Source organism: Mesonia hippocampi (assembly GCF_014197445.1).
GTDB lineage: Bacteria > Bacteroidota > Bacteroidia > Flavobacteriales > Flavobacteriaceae > Mesonia > Mesonia hippocampi.
Genome location: NZ_JACIFO010000001.1, coordinates 167,582 through 182,533 on the forward strand (window position 1 = coordinate 167,582; position 14,952 = coordinate 182,533).

The window sequence follows — 14,952 nt, forward strand, 5'->3', positions numbered from 1 at the left end:
CTAAGTTTTTATAAATCGTTAATTGCGCGATTTCTTTGTGTTTGATAATCTGTTTGCTCAAAGCTGTATTCTTGTGGTTCTGGAAGTTCTAGCGTTTCAACAGGTACATCTATGGTCTGAGGTTTGTTTTTAATAATACCTACTTTAGTAAGAGTCTTTTTAGTGTTTTCTTTTACCATACTGTCAAAGCGATTGATGTACTGCATCGCTTCATTGTATTTCTGTACGTCTTTATCTGTCCATTCGGCGTTAGCACGGTTAAATTTTGGTACTGGTGTGCACTTACATATAAACTCTTTATTTTGGTAGAGGTAAACTTCTTTAACTTCGTTGTTTTCTGGAATGTAATAAGCATCTACCTTGTAGTTATTTGGAGCTAGCATTTGCAAGGTTTGAGGGCTTGGCAATTGATATTTACCATATTTAACAGTTACATATTGGCTACGTCTTATAGTTGTTTGCACATGTACGCCTACGTATAAAGCAAGCATAGCTTTGTTTAATTTTGGAAGCTCTGGATTAACGTTCTCGATGAACACTTGCAGCCTTGACTTGCCCTTAAATCTTACTTTGTCTGGATGTGGTTCGTTGTTATATTCTATTTGCTCTGCCAGTTCTTGCGCAACAATTTCTTCATAGCTTGCTTTTGCTTCTTTGTAATTATCGTTATATTCATCAAATATTTTTTGACGGGTTACACGATCACTTTCACCTCGAGCATAAAATCTACCTACGTTTTGATTGTTGTCTTTTTCTACACCGTATTTTTTAATACCAATAAGACGCTCTGCATACTTTTCTTGTGAATTGGTAGGGTTACACCAGCGAACAAACGGGAATAGATTATTTGCTTTCATAAGACCTTCTGAAAAGTCGCTAACCAAGTGTTTTTCTACTTCCATTTGCATTGGTACCCCAAGATTGTATGAAGTAGTGAAACGGAACATATTACGGATGCAATCGAGAAATAGCTCGTGGTTTTTGCTTTTTGAGTGTGAAATACCAATCATCGCCCCGCTTAAATCGTCATAGGCATAATAGGCCATAACTTTATTACCGTCGTGCATTTTTGTGTGCATTATATCGCGGTCATCAAGTGTTATTTTACTCATAGAATAGTTAGGAGCATGACGGTTTACGTGTGGTCTTACTTTGTGGCTAAAGTCATAATCACCATTACGAAATTTGGCTATAATAATTTGATTTTCTGGTTTGTTTAAATAGTTGCGTATTGTACTTTCAGACAGCTCAATAGGTGCATCGTCTTTATAGAATTTTTGACGGTCAAATATTTCACCTGTTTGCAAATCAAACACTTCAATTGCACCGCCAAGAAACTGTAAATACATATCGTGTGTGCTACTCATATAAGGTTTATTGGGTAAGCAATACAGAGCGATAATTAAACGCTCCATATCTTCTGTAACCAATCGAGCATTGTCTGATCCTTCTCCCTTATGTATAAAAGTTTGGTAGCGATGATTTATGTATTGGTTGTATCTTCTTTTTAAACCTCTCCAACTACCGGGCAGATCATAAGACCATTTATCGGTATCTAAAGCATTAACAGCTTCGCTTATATTTTGCCATATTCTTACCTTTTTCTTACCGAAAATTTTATTGCACTTTACGCGGTCATTAATTATGGTTTCAATACCATTTAAAATCATTGCGCTAGTTGCTTTTTCACGCTGCTTTTCAAAAGTCAATGGTTTACCATTTGGTTTGCGGTGCTGGGCAAAAAAATCTATTGCCTTTGGATCTGGTATTATATATTTCTCCAGCTCATTACGTACAATTACATCTTCTGGTTTACCCAGAGCACGCACACAAAACTCTTTAATATTTACACCCTTAACCACTGGTAAATCGTGAAACGATACCCAAGCTTGGTTATCTTGACCGCGGCCTTCTTTGGTACGGATGAGTTTACCTCGTCTGCAATAACTTAAATAAGTATTGTAACTAACTAACTTCCACTCTTTATACAAAAGCTTGGCAGGTATTGAGAGTATATTGTTTTGATATGCGTACATAATATTCTATTTGTTTCCTGGGGAGGAGTCGAACCGCCCTAAAGACCGTCCAGGAGAAAATCACTACATTTACAGGTGTCTAATCTTAAATTTTAGTGATATGAAATACACTATTGATATTTTCATAGCTCACTTATTTTTTGATTAATAGCTTTTTTAGAAGCCGCATTAAGCTTACGGTAATCTTCTTGTATTTGAATAGATAAAGTTCCGTTGCGTTCTCCACGAATACTCAAAATGATATAGTTACGGGTAACGTCGTATTTTTTTTTCAACTCTTGGAGAACATCATCGTTATACTTTTGTCTTTTTTGCTTAGTTTTACTCATTGTATCAAATTGTTATTTAATAATGACAAATATATGTTGAAATTTCAACATATAAAAAGTAAAATGATGAAATAATGACATACATTAAAGATAGAATACTACAAATAGCTGATATTAAAGAAACTAATAGAGATGTTTTTTTTGATAAATTTAGTTTTTCTTACTCTAACTTTAGAGGTAAATCAAAAATTTCATCACCTAATGCTGATATTTTAGTTGAAATTTCGTCAGTTTATCCAGATGTAAATATTAATTGGCTATTGACAGGTGAAGGAGAAATGTTTAAAAAAGAGCAATTCGATACGAATCCTGTTAAGACTATTCCTTTAATACCTATAGAAGCTATGGCAGGATTTGGTACTGGAGATGTACAAGTAATGGATTACCAAACCAGCGGCTATAAAATACCCGAGTTTGAAGACATAAGAGCTGATTTTATGATTAGAATTAAAGGATCTTCTATGTACCCTAAATATAATAGCGGTGATTTGGTAGCATGTAGGAAAGTTGCTTTAGGTTCTTTTTTTCAATGGAATAAAGTGTATGTTTTAGATACGTCTCAAGGTGCTTTAGTAAAAAGGATTCGTAAATCTGAAAATGAAGAAAGCCTATTAATGGTCTCAGATAACGAGAAGTATAGCCCTTTCGAGGTGCCGTTATCTGAAATATACGCCATAGCATTAGTGGTAGGGGTAATACGCTTAGAATAGCATTTACCTGTATAAGAAACTGATTTATATGTAGTTAATTATTTTAAAAGTTGTTTTATTTGTGCAATACACCCCATTTATAACAAAAAAAAAGCCTTTAAGTTGTGTATGTTTGTATCTTACACATAAGATATAAACACTTTTTTAAGTGTTTTTTGCACACCTAACTGCACACCTAACTGCACACCTAAAACAAAAATTACATTTTTAAAGCATAACAGGAACGGTCTTTTTAAATCTCTTTTAAGTTGTGTATATACTTAGTTTAAACGCATAAAAAAAAGCCCGCTAAGGGCTTAAAACAAGGAGGTAATGGTAAATACTTGTGTTTTTTATCGAGCGTTTTACGAAAGCTCCTAAATAAACTATAATACTTTATTTAAAAGATACAATTAAAAGGTATTAAACCCGTATTATTGTATATTTTGTAATTTATAGAAATTAAACAAAAAAACGCCTAATGCGTTGTAAACATTGACGTTATATGGTTTTTATTCTTTTTTTAATTGTCTTTTTTATATTGTTGCCTATATATTTTTAATAGATATCATTTGTTATAGTTTATTAAATGGTATAAAAAAGGCGTTACAGTATGCCGTAACGCCTTTCAAATAGGTTTGATGTAAGTTTACGACTACATTATAAGGTGTGTATAACAACGCATTATCATTTTAGGGTTGTGCATTATTTTTATAATTTTTGATTTCATTTTTTAAAAAGGCTTAAAAGCAAAAATCCACCGAAAGTATCGGTGGATTTTTAAATGTTTTTTATTTCCGTTTATCCGATATTAAGGTAACTAATTAGCATAGCCATACAGCAAGACATCATATTTAAAGCCTTGTAAATAGTATTATATTGGATGTTTTTATTCAATGTTTTGTAAAATTTAGTTGCTACTTTTCTTAAAAAGAATAGGGGCAAATGTACTCTTTATTTGATTATTTTTTTGATTAGAACTTATTTTTTAGTGTTAAAAATATAATAAATAAAAAGCTGGTAACTGGTTTTATAGGGGTTAAACCATTAGCAAAGATAACATTTACCTATTTACCGAAAACGAGTTGCTAAGTTTACCAAATGTTTTTGAGTAGGTTTATTAAACCTTAGGTGTTTTTAGTGTTAAAACACAATATTTTAAAAAGTTAAACATAGGTTAAAAAAAAACACATAATCTTAATTTATTAATATAATGTATTTATCTTCGGAGAGTTAATAGTTTAGTGCTAAGCTTATTTATTAATTTTTTAAATTTTTATTATTATTATGAAAAATATGTTAAATTTATGAAAAATAAAACACTTTTGTTTTTGGGTAAATATTTAATTCTTGTTGATGATGAAAAAATTACTTTTTATTATTTGTTTAATTTTAATGAATTGGGCAAATGCCCAAAAAAATCAAAAATCTCTTATTGAAAAAACTGAACAAGAGATTTCTAATTATATTACTGAAAAAATTGAGAATTATAAACTTTCAGAAAAAATTCTTCAGGAAATCAGAAACAATATTCAACAAGAAAGTGATATTACAGAAGAAACGCAATTAAAAACGACTATTCGAGAAGCTGCAGAATATTATAAAAAACACTTGCTTCGTGTTGAGTTTTTTGAAGAATATCCTGAAAAAAGAAAAAATTATAAAAACCAAGCTTCTCAACGCATACTTCAAGTATGTAGTAATGGGGGATTTGAAAGTGGTTTAGGACAATATACATTCACTCAAGCTATTCTATCTTCTCCATCCAATACGGGTAGTGTAAACATTAATACTGGGAGTTCAAATTTTGTACCTTTGGCACCATCAGCATTGAACAGTTTAACAGGTTATGCAACTCCCGTTAGTTCTGGAACTGATCCTTCTGTATCTGTTTCCCGAGTACTTAATGGGAACAGAGCTGTTCGGTTAAATAATACGTTAGGTACATTTGGACAAATTCATATTACTACTATGTCCCGGAATTTTGTAGTTAATGAGAATTATTTTAATTTTAATTATTCATTAATCCTTGAAAATCCTGGTGGTCACAATTCACAAGAACAACCTTTTTTTGTTATTAGGGTGTATGACCAAAACGACAATATACTTCGTCAAGTGAGCACTTTTTCTAATCCTGATGATTGTGTTTTTAACAGTTTTAACCCTTCTGGCGATGCCACCCGTTTATATACAGGGTGGGTATGTGATCGTATAGATGTTTCCGATTTTATGGGGCAGAATGTTCGAGTTGAATTTATTATAGCAGATTGTAGTAAGGGAGGGCATTGGGGTAAGGTATATATTGATGATCTTTGTGGATCTAACTGTGCTAATCCGTTAAGTGGAAGTATTAATTTAAATTCTATTCCAACAATTGATTGTCCTACACAGGATATTACCATTTGTGGTACATATACCCTTCCAAACCAATCTGTTTATGATAACATTAGTTTAGCCATTACCAAAAATGGTAATATTATTAATAATATACCTTTTCCTACTGTACATACACCAAATTCTTCTGGAGGTACTTATTGTTTTGATGTTCCTTTATCTCTTTTTGGTTCTAATCCCAACGGAAATTTTGAATTTGAAGTGCAAGGGAATTTTACAAGAATATGTGGAGGAATCAATGGGAACTATAGCCTTGATCCTATTTTTGATCTTTCGGCTAATGATACAGGACCTGATGTCAGTTTTATAGATTGCATTACGGCAAATGATGATGTAAAAACTTTTACTACTTGTTCTTCTCATGCTTTTTCTGTATTAGATAACGATACTGTTTTTGGTAACCCTGCAATTCCTAATAATATTATATTTGGAGTAGTACTTTTCTTACCTCAGGGAATAACTTTTAATAGATCTACTGGAGTTGTGAATATTTCTTCTGCTGTATCTCCAGGAACCTATTCTTTTAATTATACAATATGTAATAGAAATAATCTATCACATTGTGACACTGCAACAGTAACTCTTACCATATTACCACCAAATATTACCGCCAATAATGATGATTTTACTTTTTTCCCTATAAATAGTTGTGAAGGAGGTACTATAAATGGCATCAGTAGAAATGATACTTTTTGTGGAAATCCTGTTTTTAACTCTCTCAACACATACTCCTATTCTATTATAAATGATGGTGGACTATCTGGTGTAAGTATTTTTCCATTAAATGGGATTATATCAGTTCCGCCTAGTATGCCAGGGACATATATTATAACCTATGAATTATGTCATAACTTTACAGGCATTTGCGATACAGCACAAGTAACTATTCAAGTTAATTATGGAGTAACTCCAGAATTTAGTTTTCTAACTGAAATATGTAAAGGTAATGATGTCCCAGAGTTACCACTGGTGTCCGATAATGAAATTAGTGGTACATGGAGTCCTGCCCTTATTGATAATCAAAATTCGGGAACTTATACTTTTACTCCTGATGAAGATTGTGCTGAAACTATAGCTGTAACAGTTACCGTTATAGAGGAATGTGGTCTGTTTTTAGAATGGGGGGGAGAAGTAGGTTGTCAAGAAGGTAACTTCGAACCAATTAACTTTGACTATGAAGACATTGAAGATGCTCCTTGCCTCCGTGTTTGCGGAAACAGCTCTACAGTTTATACTATTACAGGGAACACGGGTAATATAACTTCGGTAGATTGGATTGTTTCTGGAGGTACTGTTAGTTCAATTACAGGTAATGGAACTACCGCTGAAATAGAATGGGATACCAATCCTTCAGGTTTTATAAAAGTCAAAATAATTTTACAAGACGGTTCAGAGATAACAATGGAACGATGTATTGAAAAATTACAGCCCCCAACTGCTTATTTCGAGGTTGTGCCTTTTTCCGGAGATGAAGAAGAAATAACCGTGTGTGCTGAGACAGGAATTGTTTTTAATAATTTAAGTACGACTAATAATGGCCATGGAGATCTATATTACAATTGGGATTTCGGTAACGGAGATATATCAAATGAATTTGAACCTACCCATACATACCAAACCCCGGGGGTTTATGAGGTTACTTTACAAGTATTTAATGGATGTAGCTGCATGGTTGAATATACCTTAGAAGTAACTGTAACAAAACCTTTCCCTCCTATTTCCTGTCCGGGAGTGGTTTGTGAAGGAGCACTCGTTACTTATTCCCTTCCTATTGACGCTTGCCTTATAGATTGGCAAATCATAGGCGGTGAAGTAGTTTGGCAAAATGACAACTCAGTATCCGTACATTGGAATCAAGTAGATGAAGATGGAGTGGGATACGTTAGTGCATCTTCTACAGAATGTGGAAATTGCACCACATCTGCTAAAGTACCAGTAGTACAAAGCCGCGGAACCATAAAAGGACCAGAGACTATTTGCGCCGGAGAGCAAGGGCAATATTCTTTACCCCAATGGCCTACAACCGATTATTCTTGGAGTTTTAAAAACAATACTATTGGAGCGTCGTTAAGATCAACAAATCAACGTAACGAAATTATTGTGCAAACCAATTTTTCAGGAACCGTAACCTTAGTATGTAATTATGAAAATACGCTGTTAGGCTGTGGAGGTAAGGCAGAGTTTGATATAGAAGTCAAGCCCTTTTTATCCTTAGCAGGAAATATTTCTGATCTATGTGTAAATGATACTGCTTTAATAGAGTTTATAGATGAAACCGGTAACACTATTTACAATGTAGACTGGCTTATATCTGGTCCTAATGGGTTTTCACAGAATGGAAATAGTTCTCCTGTATCTGTTACTTTACCTGAGAGTGGAACGTATGTAGTTGATATATTATCAGACCTGTATTGTGCTAGTAATATGAAAATAGAAGTAGATGGTCCTTCTGAGACCCCAGATGCCATTAACGGTCCTACTACAGTATGTCCTGGTGTGCCAGAGACATACTCGGTAGTTGTTCCTCAAGGGAGCACCGCTCATTGGAGTGTCACGAACGGAGAAATTTTGGGTTCGCCTACCGGGTCTGAAATTGATGTAAATTTCAACCCAAGTGCTACTTTAGAGGTTGAAGTTTGGTTGAAAGATGATTCAGAGTGTTCTTCCGATACCTTTACATTACCTGTTCAGACGGAAACCGTAGATTTGTCGTTTACTGCGGGTGCTACACAAGTATGTGGAAGTAGTTATGAAATTTATGAAGTAACCGATACCACGGCTGAAACTTATAATTGGGAAATTATCCCTCCCTCAGCAGGAAGTATAGAAAGCGGTCAAAACACCAACCAAATTTATGTCTTATGGAATCAAGCGGCTTTAAGCAATGTCCAAGTAAAAGTGAATGCACGAAAATGTCAGGTGTTTTTTGATAATTCTCAAACTGTTGATATTATTCAATCTCCTCAAATAAGTATAAATGGGAATGTAGATGCGTGTACAAACCAGCCTGCCAACTTTAATGTTGTACTGCCTTCAGGGGCTAGTTTTACAGATATTACTTGGGATTTTGGAGATGGCACTACTGAAGGTCCTATTACTAACGCAACCGACATATCTCACACGTATAAAGCTCCTCTTTCAGCTAGTACAACATACACCGTAACTGCTAGGGTTACCGGAGTAAATGGCTGTACGATGGCTTCAACAGCTTCTTATACCGTTACGGTATCACCGTCCCCGATAATTACGATTACGCCCAGAACGGTAAGTGCCTGTGAAGATGACTCAGATACAACAATGGTTGTAAATCAACAAGGAGGATTTGCAGCTACCGATGCTATTCAATGGTATAAAAATGGCGCAATTGTGCCAGGAGCTACTAGTCCCACTCTAGATGTAGTTAATAATGCAGGTAACTATCACGCTGAAGTTACCAACACCTACGGATGCACCTCTAGTACACGAAATTTAGAGATTTACGATTGTGGCCAGGGAGAAATACCTGTATGTAGAGGATTTGATTTTGATAATTTTGCTTATAATACGACTAACTCTGCTTGTGGAGAAATTACCATAAATATAACCAATATAGGAGGTAGTTATGTTAATGCATATTTCTCCGATTTTCCTCAAGGGGCTACGGTGGTTAGTATAAATAATCCAACTCAGTTGGTTTTAGGAGATTTAACACCAGGAATTTGGAGAGCAAGGTTAGCCATTACTTATATTAATACAAGTGGGAATCAGGAAACCTGTGGGAAATGGTTAGACTTTGTCATCCCTTATGCAACTGGGTTAAAATACAACATTTCTTGTGCTGGAAATGGACAATACGATGTAAACCTATTAGATCATTCAGAATATCATCCAGATGAACCGCCCACCCAATTTGACTTTACCACAGACGGGGGTATTTCTTGGCAAAGCGGAACAACCATAAATGGCGTAGCGCAATTGAATACGCAATTAGCTCCCGGCACGTATCAAGTAGGTATTCGTGTTTCCAACGGCAAGCCTGCCTGCGAAGCATACGAAACCATCACTTTACCCGCATTGCCCGATGCGAGCTTTAACTTTATTGCAGGTTGCGAAAATAAATCGGTCCAGTTTGACGCCCTAGCTAATGATCCTGACTTATCCTACGAATGGGTGTTTGTCGACGGAGCCACCAATCTCCAGCAAGACCCTGTAAAATCTTTGAATTCAGGAGTCGTCAATCAAGTTGCGTTAACCGTTACCAATAAATACGGATGTTATTCTTCTAGCTCACAATTAGTCAATGTAACCCAAGTCAATATGGGTGGTTTTTTTCAAAAGAGCCCTGAAACTGCCTGTGAAGGGGAGACCATAACTTTAAGTTTCAATAACACTTCTTTTGGTGTACCTGATTCGTTTGAATGGTATAAAGATAAAGTCACACCAAGTCCTTATGCGATAACCACATCTCCTACGCTCAACGTAACCGAAAACGGACAGTATTTTGCTTTTATAACTGATAATAATGGTTGTAAAACTTATGATATAGATCCCATAAGTGTCAGTTTTATAAAAGCACCTACGCCACCAGTCATTTCCGGGCAGCCAGTAGTCTGCAACGAAGGTGCTATTGGCCTAAGCATTCCTAAAAACGATAATTTGGAGTATACTTGGTACCGTAATAATGTGTTGCAAACCCAGTGGAATAATCAACATGAGATTACTGATTATCAAAAGCCTGGGACTTACCACTATACCGTAGAAGCCACGGTCACCATCAATGGTGTTTCGTGTACCGGACCGGCAGGGAATTTTACCGTAAATGTGGTCAACCCGCCGGCACAACCCGAGATTAGAGTAAATATCCTTTCTTGTTCGCCTTATCAAGTAGAGGTGTTTGTAGATAATCCACAGCCAGGAGTAGCGTATTATTGGAGTAATGGCGATACTGGGGCGCAAGCAGTAATTACACACGATGGGCCAATACGGGTACGGGCAGAAGTAAACAATTGTTCAGCCTCGGCTCAGATCGATTTACCTACCGATTTAGAGGCACTAGCATGGATTTTCCCTACTGGTTGCTATGTTTCTTGTGGAGGTGATTTTGCTGAAGGCTATTTGATAGGACCTCTTGATGGATTTGACAGATGGGAATGGAGAAGAAATCAACAAATTGTAACACAAGGAGTAGGAGCTGTACAGCCCTTGGTGAGTCAGGATATTTATGTAGGGAGTAGTTACTCTTTATACTTGCAGGACAATTGCTCGTTAGATATTGGTAGTATGGAAATGGAGTATGGAGATTGTAATAGTTGTAATATTAACCTAAACAATTGGCAGATTCACTGCCTAAACATCAATGGCAATTGGGTATATGAAATTCATATCGATTTTACCAATAATTATGGTGTGCCAGTAGGAATTAACCTGTTTACTTCCAATCCCAACGGTTATTTTACACAAAGTTCTGCTTTGTTACCGTCAGGAAATTCAGGTCAAGTGTTTTACTTTTATACCCATTTCGGATTTTCTGGTGGGATATTGGATATCTCAGTTACGGGGCAAGGACCAGAAAATATAGAATGTCATACCAATATATCATTTAATTTACCACAATGCCCAATACCATCGCCTACGCCTCGACCAGCGCCAAAACAGCCCATTATCATAGAAGTAGCACCTAATCCTGCTCCAAAATATACCACCATATATTATGAATTGCCCGAAAACCCAGAAGAATACCAGATAACCCTTACAGATCTTTCAGGGAAAGCCCTGATAACAAAACAACCTAGAGAGATAACAGGGCAATTGGTATTGGATTGTAGCCCTTTACAAGCTGCCACCTATTATGTAGTGTTGCAAAAACACGGACGTACCATGACCGCTGTAAAACTTATTGTAGAATAAAGAACAATTTAATAAAAAACAATCTTTATGAAAAAACTATTTTATCTTTTTGCTCAACATAAAAAAAAATTATTGTTTATAAGCTTTTTATATACGTTGAGTGTTCCAGCTCAACAAAAAAGTTGGCAATGGATTAAACAAGGTGGGGCAAGTATAGAAGATGAAACCGAAGAGGCTTACGATATCGCCACTGATAACGACCGAAATGTATATGCAGTTTCGGCTATGGGAATTTATAATCTTAAGATAGACGGAAATATCAAAACCTTTTACGGTTCTCCCGCAGGTACAAAAGGTGATTATGCTTTAGCAAGCTTTGCTTGTGATGGTAGTTACCGTTGGTCCAAGATTATTGGCGGAAAAAATGATGAAACACCCCCGGTTATTGAAACCGATGCTAATGGATTTCTGTATATGGCAGGTAAGTTTAATTCCTGTGATGAAAATGAGCCATTCAAATATCCGGCCCGTATAGAAAACGATACCATCTTAGATCAGACTTATTCAAGCTGTAGCCTGATGTTTTTAACCAAATATGATAAAGATGGTACTATGTTATGGTTTAAACAGCCGATGCCCCCTTCCGATGGTTCTTTAGCCTTCGTCCATACTGATTCCGGCGGCCTTGTTGCCACGGGTAATGGTGATCTCCATTGGCTGGTCCGTATCCCACAGGGCACTTATGCCAATGGAGCCTATACCAATAACCAACTTGGTGACACCTGGCATATTTTAAAATATGATAGTAATGGAAACTTTTTAGGAGGAACTTATTTAGATATGCAATTAACAGGAACTGCATGGTCCTCTTTAAAAATGTACAGAAACCCTTATAACGGTCATTACTATTTTACAGGAAGTAGGGAGCCGAATTCCTCAGCAATAATAGGCGGTCAACAAGTTACCGGCTCACTTTATTTTGCCAGTTTTGATGTTCAAGGTAATTTTAAATGGCTCCGGCAGAACACCTATAACCAAGCTATAGGGTGCAATATATACGGGCTAGATTTTGATAACCAAAACAATATTTACATAGGGGGAGTTTTTTTAGGTTTTGGTTATGATACCTTTTTAGGACAGAATATTTCTGAACAGATTGTTCCAAGTTATGTGATGAAAACCAACCCTGATGCTACACAAGTAGATTGGTTTTCTTATTACACCACAAGTTCAGGTTCAGGTTGGGCCAATGGAGACATAAAGTTAAAAAATAACACCCTTTTTTTAACTAATCAAGCTGGGAAACAACTTACGTGGGGCAATCAAACTGTCAACATCAATAATTCAGGAGAAGGTACAGAAGTTCTTTTAGCAACTTTCGATAAAACTACAGGAGCCTGTACTGGTCTTGATTTTATAGCTGGGAACAATGGTCATCCCGATAGGGGTTCTGCCCTTGCCATTGATGCTAATGGGGATGTCCTCATCGGCGGGCAGTTTGAACACACCCTTTATGATAGCAACGGTGGGCAGGTAATGAATCCTAACCCATCCAATACCAACTTTTTTATCGCTAAATATGCACTGGAGCCTTGTCCAGAATTAGGCACAAATACCTGGAAAACGCAAAGTATAAAACTATGGCCTAACCCGGCAAACCGCGAAATACATATCTCGGTGTTGGCGCCTAGCAGTTACCGTATGTACACTATCACCGGCCAACTGGTCAAAGAGGGAAAACTTAACACTGGTAAAAACAGCCTCAACCTACAAGAGCTCCCTTCCGGACTTTATCTCATTGAAACCACCAATCAACAGGGCAACAAACAGGTTAAAAAAATCGTAAAAGAGTAAAACTTATGAAACCAATTTATATAGTCACTTTTCTGATGTTAGTGTTGAGTAGTTCTATAACTGCCCAACAAAAACAATGGCAATGGATTAAACAAGGTGGGGCAAGTTCCACTACTGATAATACCATTGACCCAGAAGAGGTTTACGATATCGCCACAGATAGCGACCGCAATGTTTATGTGCTCTCCCCCATAGGATACCTTAACCCACAGATAGACGGCCACCAAAAAAATTACTACGGCGGGGGCAATGATGTACAAAACGATTATGCCCTCGCAAGTTTTGCCTGTGATGGCAGTTACCGGTGGTCCAAGATCATTGGCGGAAGAGGATATGAACCAGCACCCTATATTGAGACCGACAACAACAATAATCTCTATATAGCAGGGAGCTCTTACCGTTGTGATGGGCAGAATTATCCTTTTCGGATAGAGAATGACACTATCCTTTCCAATAATACCTATCAAGATTGTAGCCTGGGTTACATTACCAAATTTGATAAAAATGGTACTATGCTTTGGTTTGAACAACCTATGGACAGAGATAGCACTTCTACTTTGGGAGGTGGTGCCAATAAATTCACTTCTTTTAACACGGCCATTGATAAAAGTACGAGCATCATTTACTGGCTGACCTATATCCCTCCTGGTTCTTACGACAATGGAAATTATGTAAATACTAGACCTGGGAACACCTATCATATTTTTAAATATGATGCCAACGGTAATTTTCTTGGTGCTGTGTATTTAGATATACAATTAACGGGAATTGCGGGAAACTATTTAAAAATGTATAGAAACCCCAACAATGGGAATTACTATTTTACCGGAAGGAGATTTGATAATGGAAACCAACCTAGTACTGCTACTATAGGGGGGCAACAAGTTTCCGGTTCGCTTTATCTGGCCTGTTTTAACCCACAGGGGGACTTTCAATGGCTACGGCAAAATACCTATAACCAAGGTGTAGGAACCATTATATATGGACTTGATTTTGATAACCAGAATAATATTTATATGGGGGGGGTTTTTTTAGGTTTTGGTTACGATACCTTTTTGGGCCAAAGCGTACCGGAACAAATTGTTCCCCGTTTTGTCATGAAAACCAACCCTGATGCCACACAGGTAGATTGGTTTTCTACTGATTCTCAGGGGTTCGTTTCCAAGGCAGGCTTTAGAATGAAGAATGATGTGGTCGCTTTTACTGCAGGGGCCGGAAGGACAAATTTTACCTGGGGAAATAAATCAATATCCATTACCAGTGATGGGACTTTTGAGCCATTACTGGCATTTTTTGATAAAGATACCGGGGAAACCCTTGAGCTTACCTTTATCCCCGGCAACCCAGGAAACTCGGACAATGGGACAGCTCTTGATATCGATGCTAATGGTGACGTCCTGTTGGGAGGTGCCTTAAAACACACCCTTTATGATGCCAACGGCGGGCAGGTGATGAACCCCAACCCTTCCAATACCAACTTTTTTATCGCTAAATATGCACTGGAGCCTTGTCCAGAATTAGGCACAAATACCTGGAAAACGCAAAGTATAAAACTATGGCCTAACCCGGCAAACCGCGAAATACATATCTCGGTGTTGGCGCCTAGCAGTTACCGTATGTACATTATCACCGGCCAACTGGTCAAAGAGGGAAAACTTAACACTGGTAAAAACAGCCTCAACCTACAAGAGCTCCCTTCTGGACTTTACCTCATTGAAACCACCAATCAACAGGGCAACAAACAGGTTAAAAAAATCGTAAAAGAGTAAAGTATAGATGTGGCTTTTTTATTACGTTAAGTTTATTTTTCGGGTAAAGAAAACG

At 36.7% G+C, this 14,952-nt stretch carries 6 protein-coding genes; 4 read left to right on the forward strand and 2 right to left on the reverse strand.

What is annotated here, in order from left to right; all coding sequences use genetic code 11:
- Nucleotides 1-8 precede the first annotated feature (8 nt).
- Nucleotides 9-2,036, reverse strand: coding sequence for a hypothetical protein (locus tag GGR32_RS00840; RefSeq protein WP_183475552.1), 2,028 nt, complete (start codon nt 2,034-2,036; stop codon nt 9-11).
- A gap of 122 nt (nt 2,037-2,158) precedes the next feature.
- Nucleotides 2,159-2,365 carry a hypothetical protein gene (locus GGR32_RS00845; RefSeq protein ID WP_183475553.1) on the reverse strand — a complete coding sequence of 69 codons (207 nt, stop codon included), beginning with the start codon at nt 2,363-2,365 and terminating at the stop codon, nt 2,159-2,161.
- A gap of 74 nt (nt 2,366-2,439) precedes the next feature.
- Between GGR32_RS00845 and GGR32_RS00850 the strand changes: the two genes are divergently transcribed.
- From GGR32_RS00850 to GGR32_RS00865, 4 genes are all read left to right on the forward strand, one after another.
- Nucleotides 2,440-3,075, forward strand: a complete 636-nt coding sequence (locus GGR32_RS00850) for a S24 family peptidase (RefSeq protein ID WP_183475554.1) — start codon at nt 2,440-2,442, stop codon at nt 3,073-3,075.
- Between the two features lie 1,335 nt (nt 3,076-4,410).
- The gene (locus GGR32_RS00855) at nt 4,411-11,334 is read left to right on the forward strand and encodes a PKD domain-containing protein (protein WP_183475555.1); all 6,924 of its coding nucleotides are present in this window, start codon (nt 4,411-4,413) and stop codon (nt 11,332-11,334) included.
- 27 nt (nt 11,335-11,361) lie between these two features.
- Nucleotides 11,362-13,128: a T9SS type A sorting domain-containing protein gene (locus GGR32_RS00860; protein ID WP_183475556.1), complete on the forward strand. Its 1,767-nt coding sequence runs from the start codon at nt 11,362-11,364 to the stop codon at nt 13,126-13,128.
- Between the two features lie 5 nt (nt 13,129-13,133).
- Nucleotides 13,134-14,897 carry a T9SS type A sorting domain-containing protein gene (locus tag GGR32_RS00865; protein ID WP_183475557.1) on the forward strand — a complete coding sequence of 588 codons (1,764 nt, stop codon included), beginning with the start codon at nt 13,134-13,136 and terminating at the stop codon, nt 14,895-14,897.
- Nucleotides 14,898-14,952 lie beyond the last annotated feature (55 nt).

Excerpts from the sequence above, each read along its gene's own strand:
- GGR32_RS00840 (WP_183475552.1), bottom strand. The coding sequence starts at position 2,036 with ATGTACGCATATCAAAACAATATACTCTCAATACCTGCCAAGCTTTTG.
- GGR32_RS00845 (WP_183475553.1), bottom strand. The coding sequence starts at position 2,365 with ATGAGTAAAACTAAGCAAAAAAGACAAAAGTATAACGATGATGTTCTC.
- GGR32_RS00850 (WP_183475554.1), top strand. The coding sequence starts at position 2,440 with ATGACATACATTAAAGATAGAATACTACAAATAGCTGATATTAAAGAA.
- GGR32_RS00855 (WP_183475555.1), top strand. The coding sequence starts at position 4,411 with ATGATGAAAAAATTACTTTTTATTATTTGTTTAATTTTAATGAATTGG.
- GGR32_RS00860 (WP_183475556.1), top strand. The coding sequence starts at position 11,362 with ATGAAAAAACTATTTTATCTTTTTGCTCAACATAAAAAAAAATTATTG.
- GGR32_RS00865 (WP_183475557.1), top strand. The coding sequence starts at position 13,134 with ATGAAACCAATTTATATAGTCACTTTTCTGATGTTAGTGTTGAGTAGT.